General features: G+C 45.2%; 23 protein-coding genes, 10 tRNA genes and 2 rRNA genes. 12 read left to right on the forward strand and 23 right to left on the reverse strand.

What is annotated here, in order from left to right; genetic code table 11:
- The 3 genes from DA100_RS06275 to DA100_RS06285 form a co-directional block, all read left to right on the forward strand.
- Window positions 1–161 (forward strand): 23S ribosomal RNA (locus tag DA100_RS06275); the annotation flags it as partial.
- Between the two features lie 84 nt (window positions 162–245).
- Window positions 246–362: ribosomal RNA gene (gene rrf, locus DA100_RS06280) — 5S ribosomal RNA — on the forward strand.
- 84 nt (window positions 363–446) lie between these two features.
- Window positions 447–523, forward strand: a tRNA-Asp gene (locus DA100_RS06285).
- A gap of 447 nt (window positions 524–970) precedes the next feature.
- Here the strand turns inward: DA100_RS06285 and DA100_RS06290 are convergent.
- On the reverse strand, window positions 971–2,284 hold the full coding sequence (locus DA100_RS06290) for a sodium:proton antiporter (RefSeq protein ID WP_138971414.1): 1,314 nt from the start codon (window positions 2,282–2,284) through the stop codon (window positions 971–973).
- 168 nt (window positions 2,285–2,452) lie between these two features.
- On the opposite strand from DA100_RS06290, the gene metH reads away from it, so the two are divergent.
- A complete protein-coding gene (gene metH, locus DA100_RS06295; protein ID WP_138971415.1) occupies window positions 2,453–6,133 on the forward strand; it encodes a methionine synthase in 3,681 nt (1,226 codons plus the stop codon).
- A 50-nt stretch (window positions 6,134–6,183) separates the two neighbouring features.
- On the opposite strand, the gene mgtE is transcribed toward metH, so the two are convergent.
- The 12 genes from mgtE to DA100_RS06355 form a co-directional block, all read right to left on the reverse strand.
- Window positions 6,184–7,539, reverse strand: a complete 1,356-nt coding sequence (mgtE, locus tag DA100_RS06300; protein WP_138971416.1) for a magnesium transporter — start codon at window positions 7,537–7,539, stop codon at window positions 6,184–6,186.
- A gap of 112 nt (window positions 7,540–7,651) precedes the next feature.
- A complete protein-coding gene (locus DA100_RS06305; RefSeq protein ID WP_138971417.1) occupies window positions 7,652–7,930 on the reverse strand; it encodes an HPr family phosphocarrier protein in 279 nt (92 codons plus the stop codon).
- A 4-nt stretch (window positions 7,931–7,934) separates the two neighbouring features.
- Window positions 7,935–8,798, reverse strand: coding sequence for an RNase adapter RapZ (gene rapZ / locus DA100_RS06310; RefSeq protein ID WP_138971418.1), 864 nt, complete (start codon window positions 8,796–8,798; stop codon window positions 7,935–7,937).
- Complete coding sequence (ptsN, locus tag DA100_RS06315; protein ID WP_138971419.1) at window positions 8,798–9,244, reverse strand: PTS IIA-like nitrogen regulatory protein PtsN; 447 nt, start codon at window positions 9,242–9,244, stop codon at window positions 8,798–8,800. Before ptsN ends, rapZ begins: the two co-directional genes overlap by 1 nt.
- A 4-nt stretch (window positions 9,245–9,248) precedes the next feature.
- On the reverse strand, window positions 9,249–9,536 hold the full coding sequence (gene hpf, locus DA100_RS06320; protein WP_138971420.1) for a ribosome hibernation promoting factor: 288 nt from the start codon (window positions 9,534–9,536) through the stop codon (window positions 9,249–9,251).
- A gap of 26 nt (window positions 9,537–9,562) precedes the next feature.
- Entirely contained in the window at window positions 9,563–11,029 is a 1,467-nt protein-coding gene (locus DA100_RS06325; RefSeq protein WP_138971421.1) for an RNA polymerase factor sigma-54, read from the reverse strand.
- A gap of 50 nt (window positions 11,030–11,079) precedes the next feature.
- Entirely contained in the window at window positions 11,080–11,805 is a 726-nt protein-coding gene (gene lptB / locus DA100_RS06330) for an LPS export ABC transporter ATP-binding protein (protein WP_138971422.1), read from the reverse strand.
- A 2-nt stretch (window positions 11,806–11,807) separates the two neighbouring features.
- Window positions 11,808–12,305 (reverse strand): lipopolysaccharide transport periplasmic protein LptA, encoded by a 498-nt coding sequence (lptA, locus tag DA100_RS06335; protein ID WP_138971423.1) that lies wholly within the window; start codon window positions 12,303–12,305, stop codon window positions 11,808–11,810.
- The gene (gene lptC / locus DA100_RS06340) at window positions 12,286–12,849 is read right to left on the reverse strand and encodes an LPS export ABC transporter periplasmic protein LptC (protein WP_138971424.1); all 564 of its coding nucleotides are present in this window, start codon (window positions 12,847–12,849) and stop codon (window positions 12,286–12,288) included. The genes lptA and lptC overlap by 20 nt, the downstream gene beginning before the upstream one ends.
- Entirely contained in the window at window positions 12,846–13,403 is a 558-nt protein-coding gene (gene kdsC, locus DA100_RS06345; RefSeq protein ID WP_138971425.1) for a 3-deoxy-manno-octulosonate-8-phosphatase KdsC, read from the reverse strand. The genes lptC and kdsC overlap by 4 nt, the downstream gene beginning before the upstream one ends.
- Window positions 13,403–14,368: a KpsF/GutQ family sugar-phosphate isomerase gene (locus DA100_RS06350; protein ID WP_138971426.1), complete on the reverse strand. Its 966-nt coding sequence runs from the start codon at window positions 14,366–14,368 to the stop codon at window positions 13,403–13,405. The genes kdsC and DA100_RS06350 overlap by 1 nt, the downstream gene beginning before the upstream one ends.
- Before the next feature lie 18 nt (window positions 14,369–14,386).
- Window positions 14,387–15,352, reverse strand: coding sequence for a calcium/sodium antiporter (locus DA100_RS06355; RefSeq protein ID WP_138971427.1), 966 nt, complete (start codon window positions 15,350–15,352; stop codon window positions 14,387–14,389).
- A 243-nt stretch (window positions 15,353–15,595) separates the two neighbouring features.
- Between DA100_RS06355 and mlaF the strand changes: the two genes are divergently transcribed.
- The 8 genes from mlaF to DA100_RS06395 all read left to right on the forward strand — a co-directional run bounded on the left by mlaF (window position 15,596) and on the right by DA100_RS06395 (window position 21,013).
- Window positions 15,596–16,393, forward strand: coding sequence for a phospholipid ABC transporter ATP-binding protein MlaF (gene mlaF, locus DA100_RS06360; protein WP_138971428.1), 798 nt, complete (start codon window positions 15,596–15,598; stop codon window positions 16,391–16,393).
- Window positions 16,393–17,181 (forward strand): lipid asymmetry maintenance ABC transporter permease subunit MlaE, encoded by a 789-nt coding sequence (mlaE, locus tag DA100_RS06365; RefSeq protein WP_138971429.1) that lies wholly within the window; start codon window positions 16,393–16,395, stop codon window positions 17,179–17,181. The genes mlaF and mlaE overlap by 1 nt, the downstream gene beginning before the upstream one ends.
- A gap of 2 nt (window positions 17,182–17,183) precedes the next feature.
- Entirely contained in the window at window positions 17,184–17,660 is a 477-nt protein-coding gene (mlaD, locus tag DA100_RS06370) for an outer membrane lipid asymmetry maintenance protein MlaD (protein WP_138971430.1), read from the forward strand.
- A gap of 10 nt (window positions 17,661–17,670) precedes the next feature.
- Window positions 17,671–18,312: a phospholipid-binding protein MlaC gene (gene mlaC, locus DA100_RS06375; RefSeq protein ID WP_138971431.1), complete on the forward strand. Its 642-nt coding sequence runs from the start codon at window positions 17,671–17,673 to the stop codon at window positions 18,310–18,312.
- Window positions 18,309–18,638 carry a lipid asymmetry maintenance protein MlaB gene (locus DA100_RS06380; RefSeq protein ID WP_138971432.1) on the forward strand — a complete coding sequence of 110 codons (330 nt, stop codon included), beginning with the start codon at window positions 18,309–18,311 and terminating at the stop codon, window positions 18,636–18,638. Before mlaC ends, DA100_RS06380 begins: the two co-directional genes overlap by 4 nt.
- A complete protein-coding gene (gene ibaG, locus DA100_RS06385) occupies window positions 18,631–18,885 on the forward strand; it encodes a BolA family iron metabolism protein IbaG (protein WP_045957198.1) in 255 nt (84 codons plus the stop codon). The genes DA100_RS06380 and ibaG overlap by 8 nt, the downstream gene beginning before the upstream one ends.
- A 9-nt stretch (window positions 18,886–18,894) precedes the next feature.
- Window positions 18,895–20,154, forward strand: coding sequence for a UDP-N-acetylglucosamine 1-carboxyvinyltransferase (gene murA / locus DA100_RS06390; RefSeq protein ID WP_138971433.1), 1,260 nt, complete (start codon window positions 18,895–18,897; stop codon window positions 20,152–20,154).
- 118 nt (window positions 20,155–20,272) lie between these two features.
- On the forward strand, window positions 20,273–21,013 hold the full coding sequence (locus DA100_RS06395) for a 1-acylglycerol-3-phosphate O-acyltransferase (protein ID WP_138971434.1): 741 nt from the start codon (window positions 20,273–20,275) through the stop codon (window positions 21,011–21,013).
- 265 nt (window positions 21,014–21,278) lie between these two features.
- On the opposite strand, the gene DA100_RS06405 is transcribed toward DA100_RS06395, so the two are convergent.
- The 10 genes from DA100_RS06405 to DA100_RS06450 all read right to left on the reverse strand — a co-directional run bounded on the left by DA100_RS06405 (window position 21,279) and on the right by DA100_RS06450 (window position 24,342).
- Window positions 21,279–21,354: transfer RNA gene (locus DA100_RS06405), tRNA-Asn, on the reverse strand.
- A gap of 36 nt (window positions 21,355–21,390) precedes the next feature.
- Window positions 21,391–21,466 (reverse strand) — tRNA-Thr (locus DA100_RS06410).
- 10 nt (window positions 21,467–21,476) lie between these two features.
- Window positions 21,477–21,552: transfer RNA gene (locus DA100_RS06415), tRNA-Asn, on the reverse strand.
- Between the two features lie 20 nt (window positions 21,553–21,572).
- Window positions 21,573–21,648 (reverse strand) — tRNA-Thr (locus tag DA100_RS06420).
- Between the two features lie 54 nt (window positions 21,649–21,702).
- Window positions 21,703–21,778 (reverse strand) — tRNA-Phe (locus tag DA100_RS06425).
- A 221-nt stretch (window positions 21,779–21,999) separates the two neighbouring features.
- Window positions 22,000–23,625 carry a methyl-accepting chemotaxis protein gene (locus DA100_RS06430; protein ID WP_138971435.1) on the reverse strand — a complete coding sequence of 542 codons (1,626 nt, stop codon included), beginning with the start codon at window positions 23,623–23,625 and terminating at the stop codon, window positions 22,000–22,002.
- A gap of 300 nt (window positions 23,626–23,925) precedes the next feature.
- Window positions 23,926–24,001 (reverse strand) — tRNA-Asn (locus DA100_RS06435).
- A 41-nt stretch (window positions 24,002–24,042) separates the two neighbouring features.
- Window positions 24,043–24,118, reverse strand: a tRNA-Phe gene (locus tag DA100_RS06440).
- Between the two features lie 7 nt (window positions 24,119–24,125).
- Window positions 24,126–24,201, reverse strand: a tRNA-Thr gene (locus tag DA100_RS06445).
- A gap of 65 nt (window positions 24,202–24,266) precedes the next feature.
- Window positions 24,267–24,342, reverse strand: a tRNA-Phe gene (locus DA100_RS06450).
- Between the last annotated feature and the right edge of the window lie 46 nt (window positions 24,343–24,388).

Consider the following 24,388-nt stretch of genomic DNA (forward strand, 5'->3'; position numbering starts at 1 on the left):
GCTGAAAGCATCTAAGCGGGAAGCGAGCCCTGAGATGAGTCTTCCCTGACCCCTTGAGGGTCCTAAAGGGTTGTTCGAGACTAGAACGTTGATAGGCAGGGTGTGTAAGCGCTGTGAGGCGTTGAGCTAACCTGTACTAATTGCCCGTGAGGCTTAACCATACAACACCCAAAGGGTTTTGCGGACTCGATGTAAGAACATTGAATGTGTAAGAACTTTAGCAGCTTTCCAGATTAAAGAATTTGCTTGGCGACCATAGCGATTTGGACCCACCTGATTTCCATTCCGAACTCAGAAGTGAAACGAATTAGCGCCGATGGTAGTGTGGGGTTTCCCCATGTGAGAGTAGGACATCGCCAGGCTTACATTTCGTTTTTAGATTTTAGACCTTTTTATTAAGGGAAAATCTAAAGGCAAAAACTTAGACTCAAGAGTCTAACCAGTGCGGAGCGGTAGTTCAGTTGGTTAGAATACCGGCCTGTCACGCCGGGGGTCGCGGGTTCGAGTCCCGTCCGCTCCGCCACTTATTCCAGACCCCAGCAGAAATGCTGGGGTCTTTTTGTTTTTATCCGAGTACGTTTCTCATCGACCAAGGCATGTTTATGGCTTGCCGTCCCGACCGTCCATCTCTGATTCATACAGCCGAGCCTGACGCTAGGCTTTGGTTGTTTTAAAAGCCCGTCGCTTACGCCACGGGCTTTTTGTGTATTAGGGAGAGGAGTGCTTCAGGTGTGGAAATCGGGTACGGGCTGTGGATTACGCGCTTTGAGATAGGGGACAATACGAGCGCAGTGCCTTCGGACAATGGCAGCGGGACTTACGCTGAAGGTAAGGTTTGGCTGTAAACTGATGAGATACTGGGCCTAGAAGATGTTGATAGGACTTGTCCCTGAAAAGAGAAATACTTTAGCCTACACCCATAAAAAAGCAGCCATTTGGCTGCCTTTGAATGTCTTTCTGAGTATCACACTTATTCTTGGGGGGCTTGTTCAAGATCGCACTCTTCGTCGATCTTCTTCTGTTTGAGTTTCGCTTTTTCAATCATAGGAGTGATGGTCGAGCCTTGGACAAGGATAGAAAATACCACTACTGAATATGTCATGACCAACACGATCTCTTTTACATCTATCAGCTTATCCTGAATGACCCAGATACCCGATGGAATTGATAGCGCCATCGCTAATGCCAGTCCACCACGGAGGCCACCCCAAGTGAGTATCCTGACAGACCAAGGGTTGTACTTGCGGTAGCGTTTGAAGCCAATGTAAGAGAAGAATACGCTCAGGTAGCGAGCTGCGAGTACTAATGGGATGGAGAACGCCATTAGGATCCAGTCTTCTTTATGGAACTCAAATAGTAACATAGACATACCAATGAGTAGGAATAGCACGCCATTTAAGAATTCATCTACCAGCTCCCAGAAGTGGTCTAAGTGGTCTTCACTTTCTTTAGAGAAACCGATAAAGCGAGTCCAGTTCCCTATCATGATACCTGACACAACCATAGCTAGCGGGCCTGAAACGTGTATCACTTCAGCAAACGCATAACCGGCCGTTGGCATACCAATCGTGAGCAGCAGTTCCATAGAGTGATCATCTGTAGCACTAATTAAGTAGTGAAAAAGTAGTCCTAGAGCAAAGCCATAGGCAATACCACCGATGGCTTCTTGAATGAACAGTAATGCCACACTGCCCACCGTTGGCGTTTCTGTGCCGAATGCGATGGTAAAAATAGTAACGAAGATTACTAAGCCGAAGCCATCGTTAAACAGAGATTCACCTTCGATTTGGGTTGAAATACGTTTTGGTGCATCAAGTTTCTTTACGATCGCAAGAACAGCGATAGGGTCGGTTGGCGAGATCAGTGCGCCAAATAACAAGCAATAAATGAGATTGAATTGAATGCCGATTAGTTGACAGAATCCATACAGTACAAAGCCTATAAAGAACGTCGAAAACAGGGTCGCGCCGAGAGCAAGCACTGTGATTTCCCATCTTTGATCTTTTAAATTGGGAAGTTTGATTCCTAATCCGCCCGCAAATAACAGAAATCCAAGGATCCCTTTTAGAAGAAAGTCTTCAAAGTTAATGCTGGATACCGTGTTTGAAGCGATTTCAGTCAGGTGGAACCAATTATTCTGACCCGCAATTAAGATAAGTAGCGAAAGCATCATCGAACCAGCGGTAATCGCGATGGTGGTTTGCATCTTACCTATCTTGCTGTTTATAAAAGCAATCAACATCGCTGCTGCAGACAGGAAGCACAGTGTGTAGTAGACCGACATTAGAATCTCATTATGTAACAAATTATGAATGAAGATTTTCTGCCTACTATGTTCAAATAGCAAACACTTTTTGTCATAAGTAAGTCATCAATTTGATCTTTTAGACGTCTAGACTCCTTTAATAACTGTGATAGGATGGAGGCATAAATAAAGGAATGAGGCAGTACCGTGGGAAGTAATGTAAGGCAACAGATTGAAGCTCAATTAAAGCAACGTATCTTATTGATTGATGGTGGTATGGGCACCATGATCCAAGATTACAAATTGGAAGAGCAAGATTACCGAGGCGAGCGCTTTGCAGATTGGCACTGTGATTTGAAGGGTAATAATGACCTGTTAGTGTTGTCACAGCCAACGTTAATCAGAGATATCCACGCAGCGTATCTTGAAGCAGGGGCGGATATTCTTGAAACCAACACTTTCAATGCGACGACTATCGCTATGGCTGACTACGATATGGAAAGCCTCAGCGAAGAGATTAACTTTGCCGCAGCAAAATTGGCAAGAGAAGTCGCTGATGAATGGAGTGCGAAGACGCCAGATAAACCTCGCTATGTTGCCGGTGTTCTTGGTCCTACTAACCGCACATGTTCTATCTCACCGGATGTAAATGACCCTGGTTATCGAAATGTTAGCTTTGACCAGTTAGTTGAAGCGTATTCTGAATCGACTCGCGCCCTGATCCGAGGTGGGTCTGATCTTATCCTTATTGAAACCATTTTTGACACTTTGAATGCCAAGGCTTGTGCCTTCGCGGTTGATAGTGTGTTTGAAGAACTGGGTTTTAGCCTACCTGTTATGATCTCAGGTACCATTACCGATGCGTCGGGTCGGACATTATCCGGTCAAACAACCGAAGCCTTCTATAACTCTCTACGTCACGTTCAACCAATCTCATTTGGACTTAACTGTGCCCTTGGCCCTGATGAGCTAAGACCATACGTTGAAGAGCTTTCACGTATCTCTGAGACGTTTGTTTCAGCACACCCTAATGCGGGTTTGCCGAATGCTTTTGGTGAGTACGACCTTTCTCCTTCGGACATGGCGGTTCATGTCAAAGAGTGGGCTGAAAGTGGCTTTCTTAATTTAATTGGCGGGTGTTGTGGTACTACGCCTGAGCATATTCGCCAAATGGCAAAGGTGGTCGCTGGAGTAAAACCAAGAGCACTTCCTCAATTGACGGTGGCTTGTCGCTTATCAGGTCTTGAACCGTTAACGATTGAGAAGGAAACTCTGTTTGTTAACGTCGGCGAACGAACAAACGTTACTGGCTCTGCTCGCTTCAAACGATTGATCAAGGAAGAACTCTATGACGAAGCGTTAGAGGTTGCCCGCCAGCAAGTAGAGAACGGCGCACAGATCATCGATATCAATATGGATGAAGGCATGTTGGATGCGGAGGCGAGTATGGTTCGTTTCCTAAATCTATGTGCATCTGAGCCAGAAATCTCGAAAGTCCCTATCATGGTCGATTCATCCAAATGGGAAGTCATTGAAGCGGGTCTAAAGTGTATTCAGGGCAAAGGCATTGTTAACTCCATATCTCTTAAAGAGGGTAAAGAGAAATTTGTCGAACAGGCTAAGTTGATTCGCCGTTACGGTGCGGCTGTTATTGTCATGGCATTTGATGAAATCGGTCAGGCAGAGACACGTGCACGTAAACTAGAGATATGTACGAATGCCTACAATATCTTAGTCAATGAAGTCGGTTTCCCACCGGAAGATATCATTTTCGACCCAAATATTTTCGCTGTTGCAACGGGCATTGAGGAACACAACAATTATGCGGTGGACTTTATTGAAGCGGTAGCAGACATCAAACGCGACCTCCCTTATGCGATGATATCTGGTGGCGTTTCGAACGTCTCCTTCTCTTTCCGAGGTAATAACTACGTTCGAGAAGCGATTCATGCTGTGTTCCTCTACCACTGTTTTAAAAACGGCATGGATATGGGTATCGTAAATGCAGGGCAGCTGGAAATATACGACAACGTACCCGAGAAGCTGCGTGAAGCGGTTGAGGATGTGGTGCTCAACCGTCGCGATGACAGTACTGAGAGGTTACTGGATATTGCTGCGGAGTACGCAGACAAGGGGGTAGGTAAAGAAGAAGACGCGTCGGCACTTGAGTGGCGTACTTGGCCTGTTGAAAAACGTTTAGAGCACGCCTTAGTAAAAGGTATTACCGAGTTTATTGTTGAAGATACTGAGGAAGCGCGCGTGAATGCTGCCAAACCGTTAGAGGTGATTGAAGGCCCTCTCATGGATGGTATGAACGTCGTCGGTGACCTGTTTGGTGAAGGCAAAATGTTCCTACCTCAGGTGGTGAAGTCAGCACGTGTAATGAAGCAGGCAGTTGCCCACCTAGAGCCATTTATCAATGCGGGCAAACAGGCGGGATCTACTAACGGTAAAATTTTATTAGCAACGGTGAAAGGTGATGTTCACGATATTGGTAAGAATATCGTAGGTGTCGTTTTGCAATGTAATAACTATGAAATTATCGATCTCGGGGTGATGGTTCCGTGTGACCAGATCCTTAAAGTCGCCAAAGAAAAGAATGTCGATATCATTGGACTTTCCGGCTTAATTACCCCTTCACTCGACGAAATGGTTCATGTTGCCAAAGAGATGGAACGTCTTAATTTCGATTTGCCGCTTTTGATTGGTGGTGCAACCACATCTAAAGCTCATACCGCTGTTAAGATAGAGCAGAACTACAAACATCCCGTTGTTTATGTAAACAATGCGTCTCGAGCGGTTGGTGTGTGTACCTCGCTGCTTTCAAATGAACTGCGCCCTGATTTTGTTGAAAAGCTTGATGCAGATTATGTACGTGTACGTGATCAACATAACCGCAAAAAGCCACGTACTAAGCCTGTTACTCTTGAACAAGCACGAGCGAACAAGGTTGCCATTGACTGGGAGAGTTACACACCACCAGTTCCTGCTAAGCCGGGTGTGCATGTATTTGACGATTTTGACATCGGTACCTTGCGTAAGTACATCGATTGGACGCCATTTTTTATGACATGGTCTTTGGTGGGTAAGTATCCCACTATTTTCCAACATGAAGAGGTAGGTGAAGAAGCGAAATGTCTCTTTGAGGACGCGAATGAGCTACTCGATCGTGTTGAACAAGAAGGTTTGATGCAGGCGCGAGGAATGTGTGCACTTTTCCCTGCTGCAAGTGTTGGCGATGATATTGAGGTCTATACTGATGAATCTCGTACTGAAGTAGCTAAAGTTCTGCATAACTTACGTCAGCAAACCGAGAAACCTAAAGGCTTTAACTACTGTTTGTCTGATTACATAGCACCTAAGGAGTCGGGCAAAAAAGATTGGATTGGTGCCTTTGCTGTAACAGGTGGTATCAATGAACGGGAGCTGGCTGATCAGTACAAAGCGCAGGGTGATGACTACAATGCGATCATGATTCAAGCGGTTGCTGACCGATTGGCTGAAGCCTTCGCTGAGTATCTGCATGAGCGGGTACGTAAAGAGATCTGGGGTTATGCCGAAGATGAAAACTTATCCAATGAAGAGCTCATTAGAGAGAAGTATCAAGGTATTCGTCCTGCGCCTGGATATCCGGCTTGTCCTGAACATACCGAGAAAGGCCCATTGTGGGAGTTGATGAAAGTCGAAGAGACGATAGGGATGACCTTAACGTCCAGTTACGCGATGTTCCCTGGGGCGTCTGTCTCGGGCTGGTACTTCTCTCATCCAGATTCTCGCTACTTTGCGATCGCACAGATCCAACAAGATCAAGTTGAAAGTTACGCGCAGCGCAAGGGATGGGATATGCTTGAAGCAGAGAAATGGCTGGGCCCTAACATTAACGGCTAGAGCCAAAAAGCGCAGCTCAATGAGCTGCGCTTTTTAATATGTATCTGAGACTAGATCAGGATTGTCGCAAGTCCGAGGAATACCGACAAACCAATGACATCGGTGACGGTTGTTAGAGCCATTCCCCCTGCCAGTGCTGGATCGATATTCATTTTCTTGAGTAGGATCGGAATGGTTACACCGGCAACACCAGCAACAAACAAGTTGGTTAACATCGCTGCCGAGATGATTCCACCCAACATCCAGTTTCCTTTCCAAGCAACGACAATACCACCGATAATTAATGCCCACATGATGCCATTGAGTAGGCCGATGGCCGCCTCTTTCATCAGTAGTTCACGCTTGTTGGAATCACCGATATGGCCAAGCGCTAGACCGCGGATCACCAGAGCGACGGTTTGGTTACCAGCAACCCCGCCCATCGAAGGCACAATGGTCATCAACACGGCGATCGCGGCCATCTGATCGAGAGTGGCTTCAAACATATTTGAGACCGATGCCGCAGCAAGAGCAGCAAGAACATTAGCACCTAACCAAATACTGCGTTTTCGTGCTGATTTTACCACTGGGGCGAAAGTATCTTCGTCATCATCCATACCCGCCATACTCATCATCGAGTGTTCTGCGTCTTCACGAATGACATCGACAACGTCATCGATAGTAATACGTCCGACAAGGTGCTGCTTGTCGTCGATTACAGGAGCTGAAATCCAGTTACGACGTTCAAACAAGCTCGCTATGTCTGAGTCGCTCATCGTCACATCGATAGCTTCGTCGGCATCTTCCATCACATCACTGACTTTGACGTCTGGTTGCGTTGTGATGAGTGTTGTGATCGGAAGTTCGCCGATCAGCCGGCTCTCTTCATCGATAACGTAGAGTGCGTCAGTTGCTTCCGGCAACTCGCCTTTCATGCGTAGATAACGTAATACAACGTCGACATCGACATCACCACGAATAGTGATGACGTCGGTGTTCATTAAACTACCGGCGGTGTCTTCTGGATAGGAAAGGGCAGTTTCAACTAATAGACGCTCAGCAGCGTCCATTTGAGATAAAACTTCTCTTGAAACATCATCGGGTAGGCTTCGAAGAACGTAAGCGACATCATCGGTCTCCATACCTTCGGTTGCTTCTGCCAGCTTTTCTGGTGCCATTCTAGACACTAGATCGTCTTTCACATCCTCATTCAGTTCATCGAGGATTTCACCATAATCTTCTGGGTCGGTGAGCTGCCAAAGAACTTCACGGCTTTTACGAGGTGATGCTTCTAATAGATGGGCAATATCTTCCGGTTCCATGTCCTGCAATTGACGACGGACATGGACAAAACGGCCATTTTCTAGCGCTTCAGTAACTTCTTTCAGGGCTTGGTGAGCTTGATCGAACTCTATTTGCTCTGCCATTGATTCCCCCTGACTCTATATTCCTACAATACTATGAATAGTAACCGAATTTTAGGATGGATTTAATAAGTTAATGTGAAGGAAGGTCATTTAGTTAGAGCATTTACGAGGATTACTCCTCTTCATCAAACTTATCTTCAATAAGATGACAGACTGCTTCTAACGCGGGATGAGCATCGTTTCCCTCGGCACTAATGGTAACGTGCTCTCCCTGAGCTGATTCTAGCATCAGCAGCCCCATGACACTATCGGCTGTGGCTTCTTTGCCTTCATGGTTTTGGATCGTCAGAATGGCGTCGTAAGATTGGGCAAGTTCAACCAGTTTTACAGCAGCACGAGCATGAAGCCCAAGACGATTTTGAATTAACACAGTACGACTTTGCTGCTGCATAAACTTATTCCTTATGATTTTTCTCTAATGAGGCATGGCGTATTTGTACTTGGTGTCCCATTTCAGCAAAGTACTCGCCAATTTGCTGAGTAAGATAGACGGAGCGATGTTTTCCGCCCGTGCATCCAATCGCTACGGTTAGGTAGCTACGATTATTTTTCTCTAATAAGGGTAGCCAGTCTTCAATAAATTTTTGGATCTGACGTTTCAGCTCCATAACCTCTTGGTGACCTTCTAAGAAAGACTTAATAGGGGCATCTAATCCTGTTAGGGGGCGTAAATCTGGCTCCCAATGTGGATTGGGTAAGAAGCGAACGTCGAAGACATAGTCTGCATCACTTGGGAGTCCATACTTAAAACCAAATGACTGGAACACCATGACTAGGTCTTTACGCTCACGACCTTCAACTCTCATGCGCACGGTTTCGCTGAGTTCGTGCAGAGATTGGTTGCTGCTGTCGATGACCAAATCGGCATGTTCTTTCAGCGGGGATAGAATACATCTCTCTTTTTCGATCGCTTGTTCGAGTGAAGTATTGCCCAAACTCAATGACAAGGGATGGATTCGACGAGTTTCGCTGTAGCGTTTAAGCAATGTGTCTTTGTTCGCATCTAAGAATAGAACGCTAACATCCGAGTCTTGCTTAAGTTTAGCCAGTACGTCTTCGACAAGATTCGGCTCAGTGGGCAGATTACGAATATCAATGCTGACAGCAACGTTTTGCTTACTGGACTGAACTGTTTTGACGAAGACTTCGAGTAAATCGACGGGGAGGTTATCAACGCAGTAATAGCCAAGATCCTCGAGAACTCGCAATGCGACGCTTTTTCCAGCGCCTGATTGGCCGCTTACAACGATGAGACGCATTATTGATTGACCATGATGTCGTAAAGCTCTTGATCAGACTGAGCTTTGCGAAGCTGTTTTAGGATCTGCTTATCGTTTAAACGCTCTGCCATACTAGAAAGGGTTTTAAGGTGCTCTTTACATTGCGCGTCAGGCACGAGAAGAGCAAAAAGTAGGTCTACAGGGCGGTTATCGATAGAATCAAATTCAACCGGAGATTCACATTGCAGTAAAACTGCAACTGCTTTATCGCTGGACTGCATACGAGCATGGGGAATGGCAATTCCATTTCCAATGCCAGTACTGCCGACTTTCTCGCGACTTAGCATACATTCAAATAATTCAGTTGAGTTTTGGCCAGTCTGTTCAGCAACGAGTTCACTGATCAGCTCTAGGGCTCTTTTTTTACTAGTACATTGAACTGCACTTTTCGTGCAGTTCAATGTAAGGATTTCGCTTAGTTGCATGGTTTTAGTGGGCGTTTAGCTTTTCTTTGTGCTTGTTGAGCTGTCGAACAAGTTTGTCGACGAGCGAATCTATGGCTGCATACATGCTTTCATCGTCAGAAGAGGCATGAATTTCACCTTGGTTAACGTGAAGGGTAGCTTCTGCGATTTGACGTAGTTTTTCAACTTTTAATACAACATGTACGCTGTTGATGTGGTCGAAAAAGCGTTCTAGCTTTTGAAACTTTTCGTTTACGTAGTCTTGCATTGAATCGGTTAGATCAACGTGATGGCCATTAATATTGATTTGCATAGACTTTCCTTCTCGGTTTTTAGGCCTTATAGCAGGCGTTTGCGCTGACTTGATGGTGCAATACCTAGTGACTCTCGGTATTTAGCGATTGTTCGTCTAGCGACCTGAATCCCTTGGTCAGCGAGTAGAGCAGCAATCTTGCTATCACTAAGTGGTTTGGCACTGTTTTCGGCAGCGACAAGCTTCTTGATGAGGGCACGAATTGCAGTTGATGAGCATTCTCCGCCATTGTCAGTACTGACATGACTTGAAAAGAAGTACTTCAATTCAAAAATGCCACGAGGGGTATGCATGTACTTTTGCGTTGTCACCCTTGATATGGTGGATTCATGCATGTCGACCGCGAGAGCGACATCATTCAGCACCATAGGTTTCATGGCTTCTTCTCCATACTCAAAGAAATCGCGCTGATGTTCAACAATACACTTAGCAACTTTGAGCAGAGTCTCGTTTCTACTTTCTAAACTTTTAATCAGCCATTTTGCTTCTTGCAAATTGCTGCGGATATACTGACTGTCAGCACTGTTGCCTTTGCCTAAGGCCGCATATTGCTGATTTACTTTCAGTCTTGGAACTGAATCTGGGTTGATCGTTACAACCCACTTACCGTGATCTTTGTAAACTGAGACATCAGGAATGACGTATTCAGCGTGCTCTGAAGCAATACGGCTCCCCGGTCTTGGATCTAGCTGCTGAACGAGTTTGAGAGCTTCGCGTATCTCCGCTTCTTTCAGTTTAGTCTCTTTAATGATCAGTTTGTAATCTCGATTACCTAACTGATCAATGTGATGGGTAAGAATTAATTTCGCTTCTGCGAGCCAAGGAGTGTCTTCAGGATAAGTGGCTAGTTGCAGCAGTAGGCAGTCCTGCAAATTAACGGAGGCTACACCGAGAGGATCAAATTGCTGGACACGCTTGCGTACAGCTTCAATTTCTTCGATCTCAATTTCTTCGTTATTGAAATTTTCTAAGATCTCTTCAGTGGAAACGGTTAAGTATCCGTAGTCATCAATGGCATCAATTAAGGCGAGAGCGATGGTTCGATCTGTTTCACTAAATGGCGTCAGGTCAAGCTGCCAAATGAGATAGTCTTGCAAAGACTGGGTGGTTTCACCTTGATAAACAGGAGTATCATCGTCGAGAGCAATGCCTGTACTGCCGGTATTTGCGCTATAGACATCATCCCAAGTGGTATCAATTTCGAGGTCGTTACTAATTTCAGATTTTTCGATGAGTTCAGAACTGTCTTTGACGTCGGGTTCCGCGGTATCTGCAAGTTCTACCGTAGGCTCTTTTTCCTCACTGCGGGTATTGTCTTCAACCGTAGGTTCGTCATGGGCCTCTTCTACCTCAAGTAGAGGGTTTGAATCCAATGCTTCTTGAATTTCCTGTTGAAGATCTAGCGTTGACAGTTGCAACAAACGTATTGCTTGTTGCAATTGAGGAGTCATCGCTAACTGCTGTCCTAGCTTGAGTTGTAATGAGGGTTTCATTCAGTATTGCTTGCCTTCATGCTGGAGAATCTTACCGTTCTTCCCTTTAATCATAGACGGAATTGCTCGCCGAGATAAACTTGTTTCACTTGTTCGTTGTTAAGCACTTGCTCCGGTGTACCTTCTGCAATCAGATGTCCTTGACTTACAATGTACGCTTTTTCACATACATCAAGCGTTTCACGAACGTTGTGGTCAGTGATCAAAACGCCAAGGCCACGATCTCTCAGGTGTTCAATGATCTTTTTGATGTCGATGACCGAAATAGGGTCAACGCCAGCAAAAGGTTCGTCCAACAAAATAAATTGTGGATTGGCTGCGAGTGCCCTTGCTATCTCAACTCTTCGACGTTCACCACCAGATAATGCCATACCAGCGCTGTTGCGTATGTGCTGAATGTGGAATTCTTCCAATAAATCTTCCAACTTGTCTTGGCGCTCTTCTCGAGTCATCTCTTCACGAGTTTCGAGAACCGCCATGATGTTATCTTCCACTGAGAGTTTGCGGAAAATAGACGCCTCTTGTGGAAGGTAGCCTATCCCCATACGTGAACGGCTGTGCATCGGTAAGATACTGATGTCTTTATCATCGATAGTAATTGAGCCTTCATCACGAGCGACCAATCCTACAATCATATAGAAGGATGTTGTTTTCCCTGCTCCGTTAGGACCAAGCAGGCCAACGATTTGGCCTGATTCTACTTGAAGACTTACATCCGTTACGACGGTTCGATTGCCATAGGTTTTCGCTAAGTGCTCAGCTTTAAGTATTGCCATAACTATTCTTGTACTGCTTGTGGCTGAAGAACGGTAGATACGCGGTCGCCTTTCTCTTTACCGTCAGCAATCAGCTTTTGAGAAGAGATTTTGTAGCGAATCTTAGTACCGCGGATAACACTATCGTCTTGAGATAGCATCGCTTGATCTATCATGGTTAGTTGGTCATCGATCATGACGTAGTAAAGCTCTTTTGCTTCACCATACAGAGTTTTGCCATCGTCAGTGAGCTGCGAGAAAGTCGCTAGATTGCCGTAGCCTTCAATCTCTTGGATTGAGCCATCTTTCGGGTCACGAGTCACTATCACTTTGTCTGCGTTAATGTTGATACTGCCTTGTTTCAACTTAACGTCACCGATAAATGTGACTTTGTTGCTTTGCATATCGAGCTGTTGACTGTCAGAGTCGATATAAACTGGCTGTTCCTGGTCTGTTGATAGCGCCAATGCTTGGCTAGACAGAAATAAACAAGAAATCAGACTAAGGTGTGAGAGTTTCATATCTACCTTGTACGTGCTTGTATAGGGTTGCGTGATTATCGGCAAAATTGCCTGTCATCGCTTGTCCCACTGTTTCAAATTGAGGCCCAACCATAATGACTTGGTTGTCTGCCCAAAAGTCTCTGCTGTCCAACTGAATATTCATGATATCGGTGGACAAAGTGTCAAAACCTGATTCTGGAAGTAAATTGCTTGCTAGGACGTTCTCATAAAGCGTTAAGACATGCTCTTTGGTCAATACGCCACGCTCAGCCGTTATCTCCCACTCTTGAGTGGTACCTTCTTTGTAAACCTTCAAAACCGGTTGGTTAAAAATTGTGTCACCACTTTTTGCGTAGTGGTCGAGATTTACCGATGTAATCACGTAGCTGCGGATACCACTTTCAGTATAAGAGGTATTTTCTAAACCTTTTCCGCTAAACATCGGTAGCTCTGTATCTGGCTCTACCTGAATATCATAACTCTGCTGTTGGTCGAAAAGATAGTAAGCAGACCAGCATATTATGAAAGTTAGGATCAGATAGCCAATACGAGAAAGACTCATATACTTAGACCTTTATGAACATCAAGTTCGTTTCGTGCTTGAAGGATGAGGTCACAAACTTCTCTTACTGCACCATGCCCACCTTTAATTACGGTGACATAATTTGCTCTTTTTGCCAGTAGCGGATGCCCGTCAGCGACACAAACCTTGAGTGCGACTTGCTCCATTACGGGCCAGTCAATCAGGTCATCGCCAATATACCCAGTATGCTGTGGCAAGATATTGAGTTTATCGCAAATGTCTCGATATGCTTTTACTTTGTCGTCTTGACCTTGGTATATCAGCGAAATACCAAGCGCTTTCATTCGATTTTCGACGATTTGCGAACGGCGACCAGTGATGATGGCTATTTTGATACCAGCATTCATTAGTGATTTTACGCCATAGCCATCTCGAGTATGAAAAGTTTTAAGTTCTTCACCCTCGTTGCCCATATAAATTAAACCGTCGGAGAAGACGCCATCAACGTCACAGATAAGCAATTTAATTTGTTTGGCAATTTCTAATGTGGATTGTTCCACTGGTTGATATAAAGTTTCAATCATTTTCGACATTACATCACTCCGGCTTTTAGTAAATCATGCATGTTAAGGGCGCCGACAACTTTGCCGTTTTCGCATAGCACCAAACCATTAATGCTCTTGTCTTGCATTAGATTAAGTCCTTCGGCCGCAAGCATATTTGGTTCTGCAATGGTTGGATTAACCGTCATAACATCGCCGATCAGAGCGGTATGAATATCAATGCGTTTGTCCAGAATTCGACGTAGATCCCCATCGGTAAAAATACCGATCAGCTGCTGGTGGTCATCAACCACAGCGGTCATTCCTAGACCTTTCTGACTGATTTCTAGTAATGCCTCACGGACAACGGTACTGGGAGTTACCAGAGGAAGGCTATCGCCAGTGTGCATGATGTCTGCCAGTTTTAGCAGCAACTTGCGACCCAGCGCTCCACCTGGGTGTGACAGCGCAAAATCTTCAGCAGTAAATCCGCGAGCCTGCATTAATGCCATCGCCAACGCATCGCCCATAACTAGAGTGGCGGTTGTGCTTGAGGTTGGAGCAAGCTGAATAGGGCATGCCTCTTTTGGTACTGTGATTTGGAGATGAATATCTGACAGTTTTGCCATATTTGAGGCTGGCTTGCCTGTCATACTAATAATTTTAATGCTGAGTCGCTTCAATACTGGGAAAAGACTCAAGATCTCAGAAGACTCGCCTGAGTTTGAGATAGCAAGAACCACATCACCAGGTTCAATCATACCGAGGTCGCCATGAGCCGCTTCACCCGGGTGGACGAAGAATGCCGATGTGCCTGTACTGGCCAATGTTGCGGCAATCTTGTTGCCAATATGGCCAGATTTACCCATCCCCATGACAACGACTTTGCCTTCTTTATTCGCACGGATTAGCTCACAAGCATTGATAAAGTCGTTGTTGATGTATTGGTCGAGTTGTTTTAGGGCCTCAACTTCGGTTTGTAAAACCTCTAGGGCAGCTGAGCGATAATCAAACATAAATACTCCGAGATGAGGTTAAGCAGTCATATTCATGATGAGGTAGGCTTGGTAGCCAATGAAACAGCAAAACAGCACTGCGCCTTCAGTACGGTTGATGCTACGAGATTTACCCAGTGCCATTGCAACGAGCAGCAAAGATACGCCAAGCATGACCCAAAAATCACGGCTCATGGCAAATTCACTCAAGACTGAAGGATTGAGGATACCTGGGATCCCCATAACCGCTAAAATATTAAATACGTTTGAACCGATGATATTACCGACGGCCATATCGTCTTCGCCTTTCATCACGCCAGCAAGGGAAGCGGCCAGTTCTGGTAGGCTCGTTCCTACTGCGATAATGGTCAGTCCAATGACTAAGTCACTCATTCCGAAGTACTGAGCAATAATCACCGCGTTGTCGACCAACACATCCGCTGCGAGAGGTAACACAATCAGACCTATCACTACCCAGATTGCCGCTTTAGCGTTACTTACGCCCTCTGGTACTTCAGACTCTTGTTCTTCGATAAGAACATCACCGTTCTTTTTCTCATTGCGGCTAATGCGAAGCATGGCAACGATGAATGCTGCAAACAGTACAAAAAGAAGAATACCTTCATAGAACCCTAAATGGCTGTCCCAAAGTAACACACCAGCAAGGATAGTGACGCCAATCATGAGAGGCAGTTCACGTCTTAGTACAGCAGAACTGATAGAGAGCGGCTTAATAAGCGCAGTTATGCCTAGTATTAAAGCAATGTTGGCGATGTTGGAACCAAGTACGTTACCTACAGCAGTATCCGTTTTTCCATCGAGGGCTGCGGTTGCTGAAACCATCATCTCTGGTGCAGATGAACCCATTGCTAGGATAGTCATACCGATCACGAGTGGAGATATTCCCACGTTTCGCGCTAGAGCTGCAGCGCCAAATACCAGTTTATCGGCACTCCAAACTAAAAATACCAATCCAATAATGAGAAACGCAATGGCTTCGAACATGATGATTCCTAATCAATATACAACGAGAGAATTTAACCGTTAATTTTGACGGTTTGGCTATTAAAAGGGAAGCGCTTCATTCAATTAATTGTTAACCAAATTGTCTATTTGATTAGAGATGCCTTGAGTTATTAGGATTGCCAAGAATATTCGAAGATCTCACAATTAATCGAACAGTGCTTTAAATTGTAAATGAATGTGCTTATGATTGCCCATTCATAAGGGAAGGGGTAATAGCTCAAGATGGAATCCGAAGACCTAGTTACAATAAAGCAGCTCATGTTTTCTCGTGGAGAGCGCAAAATATTTGATAACGTTAGCTTGAGTGTACCTAAGGGAAAAATTACCGCTATCATGGGACCTTCTGGCATTGGTAAAACGACACTGCTACGTCTTATTGGAGGTCAAATCTACCCAGAAAGTGGCGAGATCTGGTTTGACGGTCACAACATTCCATCGCTTAGTCGTAAAAAGCTCTACCAAGAGCGAAAAAAGATGAGCATGTTGTTTCAATCGGGGGCTCTGTTCACCGATTTGTCTGTTTTTGACAACGTTGCCTTTCCTCTACGTGAACATACAAATTTGGATGAGTCTCTGATCCGCACTTTGGTGCTACTTAAACTAGAGGCGGTGGGGCTGCGTGGTGCGGCTTCACTGATGCCGAGTGAACTGTCCGGTGGTATGGCAAGACGAGCGGCACTCGCTCGAGCTATCGCGCTAGACCCAGACCTAATCATGTATGATGAACCTTTTGTTGGCCAAGACCCCATCACCATGGGTGTGCTCGTTGAACTGATCCGCAACCTGAATCAAGCACTCAGTGTGACATCCGTCGTGGTTTCACATGATGTTCCAGAAGTAATGAGTATTGCCGATTTAGTCTACATACTGGCAAATGGTAAAGTCATTGCTCATGGAACCCCTGAAGAGCTACGTACTAACCCAGATCCACAAGTGCAGCAATTTCTTGTAGGGGATGCTGACGGCCCTGTACCATTCCGTTATCCGTCTCAACCTCTAGCTGAGGAGCTCTTCTTATAATGGCAGGCTTAGCAAATTTTGTGGCTTCTGTTGGTCGTCGCGCCTTATCCGTAACAGAGTCGTTTGGTCGTGCAAGTTTAATGCTATTCGGTGCTTTAGCGAGTAAGCCACAGCCAGTTAAAAACTTCCCATTGTTGGTAAAGCAACTTTATACAGTCGGTGTTCAGTCGCTGATCATTATCGTGCTGTCTGGTCTATTTATTGGCATGGTACTGAGCTTACAGGGTTACGTCATTCTGGTTGATTTCGGTGCTGAAGGGGCGTTAGGTCAAATGGTGGCGTTGTCATTGCTACGTGAGTTAGGACCTGTCGTCACGGCTTTGCTATTCGCCGGTCGTGCAGGGTCAGCCTTAACGGCCGAAATTGGTTTGATGAAAGCAACAGAACAGCTTTCCAGTATGGAGATGATGGCGGTTGATCCACTCAAACGAGTGATTGCACCACGATTTTGGGCGGGTGTGATATCTATGCCTCTACTAGTGATGATTTTCATGGCTGTCGGTATTTGGGGCGGTCAACTTGTCGGGGTTGATTGGAAAGGAATCGACCACGGCAGCTTCTGGTCAGCAATGCAAGCCTCCGTAGAGCTTGGTCAGGATATTGGTAACAGCATGATTAAGAGTATCGCTTTCGCAATCACTGTTACTTGGATAGCTTTATTTAATGGCTACGATGCGATACCTACATCTGAAGGTATCAGCCGTGCTACAACACGCACCGTAGTCCACTCTTCTCTTGCTGTACTTGGTCTAGACTTCGTACTAACCGCATTGATGTTTGGGAACTAATCATGCAACAAACTCGAAAGATTGAATTATGGGTCGGTAGTTTTGTTCTTGCCGGAATTTGCGCAATTCTGGTGATGATTTTTCAAGTCGCTGACGTGAAAGGGCTAGGCTCTAACGATACTTATACACTCAAAGCTGAGTTCGACAATATTGGTAGTTTGAAGGTTCGTTCACCGGTCAAAGTGGGTGGCGTGGTTATCGGACGTGTCGCGGCGATCAACTTGAATAGTGAGTCTTTACTACCCGTTGTTACCATGGCGATTAATAGTAAGTACGATCAGTTCCCTGAGACATCTAGTGTGAAAATCCTTACTTCTGGTTTGATCGGCGAGCAGTATATTGGTCTCACACCAGGCTTTGTATTTGACGATGAGCAGATGCTGGTGGAAGGGGACTATATTGAAGATACTAAGTCTGCACTTGTACTTGAAGATTTGATTGGACAGGTTCTTTACAGTGTAGGCGGCTCTGATGAGTAAGGAGATAAACATGTTGAGAAAGTTAGTACTTACTCTTTTGGCATTTTTTGTCACATTTAATGTGGCTGCGAATGAAATTGATAAGACTCAGCCATATGACATGATGAAGCTGGTCTCTGAGCGTGCTTTTGAGCGACTCAAATCAGAGCAACCACTGATTCACCAAGATCCAAACTATTTGAAAGTGATTGTTGAAGAAGAGCTTATGCCTTTTGTCAATGAGAAATACGCAGCACTCAAGTTACTGGGCCCCAATTTAAAAGGCGCTAAACGTGAAGATGTGAGTCAGTTTATCGACACATTTCGCTCTTATCTCATTAGCTCTTACGCTCAAGTGCTTACTCAATACACGGATCAGACCATTGAATTTGGTCCTGAAGCGAAAAATAGTGCGGACAAAAATATTATTGGTGTCAAAGTGGATATCGTTGATTCGCCAAGACCCAACATTAAGCTCGAGTTCAAGCTAAGAAAAGATAAGAACACGGGGGAATGGCAAGTGTTTGATATGATTGCTGAGGGTATTAGCTTGCTCTCTAGTAAGCAATCTGAATGGAGCACTAAGCTACGTCAAGAGGGCATTGCTGCTGTTGCTGATGAGCTAGAAGCACTGTCTCAGCAAGCTATTCGCTTTGAGAGTAAAGCTCAATGATGCATCCGCAGTGGCAAGTGATCAGTGAGCAACAATGTGCCTTAAACGGCAACTTGGACAGAGACACAGTGCCTGCCCTATGGGCACAGCTACAGAGGTTCAAACCAACTTTGAGTGAGATGGAGTTGTCGCTAAAGTCGGTTGAACGAGTCGATTCGGCAGGAATGGTGATGTTAATTCATCTAATAGACAATGCAAAAAAGCAAAACTGTCATATAATGCTCAGTTTCGTGCCGAATGAATTGCGCACATTATTTCAGCTAAGCAATGTAGAACAAATCGTTGCTAAGCATTTAAAGAATACTACAGGGGTGAATTGTGGATAGCGCAAAAGTACAACAGATTTTAAACGAAGCACTGAATCTAGAAGAGCTGCACGTCAAAGGCGAAGGCAGTCATTATGAAGTCGTTGCTGTTGATGCTTGCTTCGACGGAATGAGTCGCGTTAAAAAACAACAGCTAATTTATGCACCACTGATGGAATATATCCAACGAAATGACATCCACGCTGTTTCTATTAAAGCTTACACTCCTGCAGAGTGGGCTCGTGATAAGAAGTTGATGTCACTGTAAGGTTTAAAAATGGAAAAGTTTCGAGTTATAGGTTCTAAAAAGCCTCTAGTAGGTGAAGTGACCATCTCAGGTGCCAAGAACGCTGCACTACCAATTTTATTTGCTTCTATTCTTGCTGAAGAGCCAGTTGAAGTAGCCAACGTTCCACGTTTACGTGACATCGACACAACGATGGAGCTATTGGGACGTCTTGGGGCGAAAGTCGAGCGTAATGGGTCTGTCCACGTTGACCCTAGCAGTATCAATGAATACTGCGCGCCTTACGACTTAGTAAAGACGATGCGTGCATCTATTTGGGCATTAGGTCCACTAGTGGCGCGTTTTGGTCAAGGTCAAGTTTCATTGCCGGGTGGTTGTGCGATTGGTGCACGTCCGGTTGATCTCCATATTCATGGTCTAGAGCAGTTGGGTGCAACCATTACTCTTGAAGATGGGTATGTGAAAGCCAATGTTGATGGACGCCTGAAAGGCGCTCACATCGTGATGGACAAAGTCAGTGTTGGTGCCACCATTACAATTATGTGTGCGGCGACTTTGGCAGAAGGCACGACAGTGCTGGACAATGCAGCACGTGAGCCGGAAATTGTCGACACTGCTGAGTTCCTAAATAAACTTGGGGCAAAAATCTCAGGTGCAGGCACAGACACAATTACAATTGAAGGTGTTGAACGTCTTGGCGGTGGCAAACATTCAGTTGTTGCTGACCGTATTGAAACGGGTACCTTCCTCGTTGCAGCCGCTGTTTCTGGTGGTAAAGTCACTTGTCGCAATACGAAAGCGCATCTTCTAGAAGCCGTTTTGGCTAAGTTAGAAGAAGCGGGTGCTGCGGTAGAGACAGGGGAAGATTGGATCTCAGTCGATATGACAGGTCGTGAACTCAAGGCGGTAACGATTCGTACGGCGCCTCACCCTGGTTTCCCTACTGATATGCAGGCTCAGTTTACTTTGCTTAACATGATGGCAAAGGGTGGCGGCGTGATCACAGAGAACATCTTTGAAAACCGCTTTATGCATGTGCCAGAATTAATGCGTATGGGCGCTAAAGCTGAAATCGAAGGCAACACAGTCATCTGTGGTGACGTTAATGAGCTAAGTGGTGCTCAGGTCATGGCAACCGACCTTCGGGCCTCAGCGAGCTTAGTGATTGCTGGCTGTATTGCTCACGGTGAAACTATCGTTGATCGTATTTATCACATTGATCGTGGCTACGATAAAATTGAAGATAAATTATCTGCTCTTGGCGCAAATATTGAACGTTTCCGCGATTAGAGATAAAATCAGCTAACGCTTGTAAGCCGAAACGCGAGTTTCGGCTTTTTTATGAAAAACAGATCAGGTAAAGTCTGGGGCAATTAAAATGATTCCCCGCTGATCTTGGAGAACCACAATGATTGCACTACTACGTGTATTGGCTGTTGCGATTTTTGCAATTGTGATGTTTGTTTTTGGTTGCGGCTACTGTTTATTGAGTCCACGTAATCCAAAACACGTTTTTACCTTTGGTCGCCTGTTTGGCAAGATGTCACGTGTTTTCGGCATCAAACTTGAGCTGCGTATCCCTGAGGATGCTTATGAGCGTGGTCAGCATATCTATATCGCTAACCACCAGAACAACTGGGATTTGTTTACAGTCTCTTCTGCGGTTACGCCAAAAGTCGTGACGGTGGGTAAAAAGAGCCTTGCGTGGATGCCTCTGTTTGGTCAGCTATATTGGCTAACGGGGAATATCTTAATCGACCGCGCTAACCGTTCAAAGGCGAAAGGCACCATTGATCAAGTGGTTGATAGCATGAACAACAGTGATGTGTCAGTCTGGATGTTTCCTGAGGGCACTCGCTCACGTGGACGCGGTTTGCTGCCATTTAAAACGGGCGCTTTCCATGCCGCCATTGGCGCTAAGCTACCTATAATTCCTATTGTGTGTAGCTCAACGTCAGGCATTAAGCTCAACCGCTGGAATAACGGCCATGTTATCGTAGAGATGCTGCCTCCAGTGCAGGTCGATGAATACGGTAAAGAGCATGTTCGTGAACTCGCAAACACTTGTCGTGAGCAGATGGAAGCGAAACTTGAAGCGCTTGATGCCGAAGTGGCAATGCTAAATCAGCAGCAGGGCGTAAAAGCCTAACGTAATGTGCGTGATAGGTATGTATAAACCAGTAGATGCAAATCTACTGGTTTTTTTATGCGTCGAGAACAGTGATTATTTCACGGTAATACCCACATCAAAATTATCTGGCCAGTCTAAAAAGCGTTGAATATTATCGCCCTTAAAAATGCCACTATGCTGTGGACATAGCATATCAATGTTGAACTGGCGCACTGGGGAGAGGAGACAGTTTCGTTTCAGTTGATATAAAAAAAGCCAAGTCTTTCGACTTGGCTTTTTAAAGTGGCTCCTCCTGCTGGGCTCGAACCAGCGACCTGCGGATTAACAGTCCGTCGCTCTACCAACTGAGCTAAGGAGGAATTATTCTTGGTTTTTCTTTCTACATTAAGAAAGAATGGTGCCGACTACCGGAATCGAACTGGTGACCTACTGATTACAAGTCAGTTGCTCTACCTACTGAGCTAAGTCGGCACACTAAAAGTGGCTCCTCCTGCTGGGCTCGAACCAGCGACCTGCGGATTAACAGTCCGTCGCTCTACCAACTGAGCTAAGGAGGAATTATTCGTTTTGAAAGAAATGGTGCCGACTACCGGAATCGAACTGGTGACCTACTGATTACAAGTCAGTTGCTCTACCTACTGAGCTAAGTCGGCGCATCTATTTCTTTTCGTTGTTGAAGTCTTATCGAGACACCAACAAATAAATTGTGGTGCCCGGAGGCGGAATCGAACCACCGACACGAGGATTTTCAATCCTCTGCTCTACCGACTGAGCTATCCGGGCGACGAGGTGTATTAAAATGCTTTTCGTGCTTTAGGTCAACATGAAAATGCAAAAAAAATATCGTTTGTTGTTTTTCTATACTTAATGGGCTGTTTTTATCCATTTTGGATAAGAAATGTATAGAGAGCAAAAGGCGTTATCGTAAAAATCGACCGGAATAGTGAGGGGTAAAGAACAAAAAAGCACGCGAAGAGGCGTGCTTTTTGTTGCTCCAACGGTTTTTAGTGCTTAACAGTAAACTTACTTACCCAATTTTCTAGTTCATTGGCTAATTGAGCTAGGCTTTGTGTGCTGTTGTGACTCTCTGTCACTACGCTACTTAGCTGATTGCCGCTATCTTCAATCATATTGATACGTTGAGAAATATCGTCACTCACTTGGGTCTGTTCTGCCGCGGCAGTTGCAATTTGATGACTCATTTCGGTAATAGACTCCAGAGCGACAACGATCTGTTGCAAAGCCGCAGAGGCATTTTGAGATTCTTCAACGGTGCTTTCACTGGTTTCCGCACAGACTTCCATGGTGCTAATGGCATTGCGCGAGCCTTGCTGAAGGTTATTAATCATCAGTTGGATCTCTTTGGTACTGTCTTGAGTTCGTCCTGCTAAGTTACGTACCTCATCGGCAACGACTGCAAAGCCTCGGCCTTGTTCACCCGCTCGTGCCGCTTCAATGGCTGCGTTCAGTGCCAGCAAGTTTGTTTGTTCTGCAATATCACCGATTACATCTAAGACTTTAACAATATTATTAACGTCGCTGTCTAAATCAGCGACTGCTTTGCTCGCGGTACCCAACTGACTAGCTAAGCCTTGGATGTTATCTACGGTGTTGTGAATCAGTTGTTGAGTATGCTGGCTTTGTTTATCTGCCTCTTCAGTATTACGCGCTGTATCACTTGCCGAGTCAGCAACGTTGTTTGCCGAAGAGGCCATTTCAGTCATTGCTGTTGCAATCATGGCGGTCGATTGTTGCTGAGAATCGGTTAATTGAGCGATGGTCGCAGAACGGCTTTCTACGTTCGCTAGCTCATTGCGAAGCGCATGCATAGATCCGTCTAGGTTGCTGACCAATTGCGCTAGTGACTGACTCATTTGCTGAACTGCTTCGTAGATACTTCCTGGAGCGGCCTTAGAAGCGAACGACGTTTGAATGGTACCATTGGCGACTTCTTGCACGGCTTTACGTACTTCTTGAGGTTCACCGCCTAATAGCGTGAGCATACGACGAATTGAGAACACCAATACGGCTAAAATAGCCCCCGCAATGATCAAACAGAGAACTAACTGCCATTGTGCCGTTGCCCAGAATCGAGCGTTGACCTCATTGAAACCTATCCCTGTGCCAACAACCCATCCCCATTTAGGGGTCTTTTGTGCAATAGAAAGTTTACTTTCAATGCTGCCATCGGCCTGTTTTTGCGTCCAAGTGTATTCAACGATCTGGCCTGTTTTACGACCTAAAACGTCTTGAATAAGTTGTCCGACACTATTGCCGTTACCATCTTTGAAATCATGGAAGCTGGTACCATGTAGCTGAGGGTCTAATGGTGTTGCTACAAACGTCATATTTTCATCGGCGACATAAACGTATTCATTATCTTTGTAGATATTGTTTCTCAATAGGCGAGTGGCAATGGCTTTGGCTTGCTGCTCTTCTAATGTGCCGTCAACGACCATTTTCTCCACTTCGCTTAGTATGCTGTAGGCACTTTTAAATAGCTCAGTAACTCGTTGCTTGTTATCAAAGTTGCTGGCAACACGCAGAGTCCATAACCCAGTAGCCGTTAAAGCGAGTAGAGCAATCAGGATAATTCCTGATAATAAATAAGCTTGTGTCTTTAGTTTCATATAATTGCTCGCAAATTGATCATTCTGAAATTTAAAAGGGACAATTAGGTGTAGTTTATTTGTCTTGTCATCTTATTGTAGAACAGATTAAATATTTATCTGCTAGGGGATCGAATATATTTCGCACCTAAAAAAAAGTCACTAAAATTGATAACTCTGGTGTATTCAAATGTGGCAAGTGAGAACAAGTTAAAGATTTGGTTGCAGTAACCGGATAGCGTGGGTGAGGTATAGCGTGGAAATAGAAGTTGGCGCGCTAGAAATGAAAAAAGCCAAGTCTTTCGACTTGGCTTCTTAAAGTGGCTCCTCCTGCTGGGCTCGAACCAGCGACCTGCGGATTAACAGTCCGTCGCTCTACCAACTGAGCTAAGGAGGAACTATTCTGTTTGTGTCTTACTTCGTAAGTACACCAAATAATGGTGCCTCGAGGCGGAATCGAACCACCGACACGAGGATTTTCAATCCTCTGCTCTACCGACTGAGCTATCGAGGCAAAAGAATGGTGCCGACTACCGGAATCGAACTGGTGACCTACTGATTACAAGTCAGTTGCTCTACCTACTGAGCTAAGTCGGCACACTGTATTCTTTATGCTTTTGTTCGTGTTGTCACTTTCGTTAAGACACCAACAAATCAAATTGTGGTGCCCGGAGGCGGAATCGAACCACCGACACGAGGATTTTCAATCCTCTGCTCTACCGACTGAGCTATCCGGGCGACGGAGCGCTATTAAACGGATTTTCGCTCTTGCCGTCAACTTGTT

The sequence above is a fragment of the Vibrio sp. Hep-1b-8 genome (assembly GCF_006124995.1).
Lineage (GTDB): Bacteria > Pseudomonadota > Gammaproteobacteria > Enterobacterales > Vibrionaceae > Vibrio.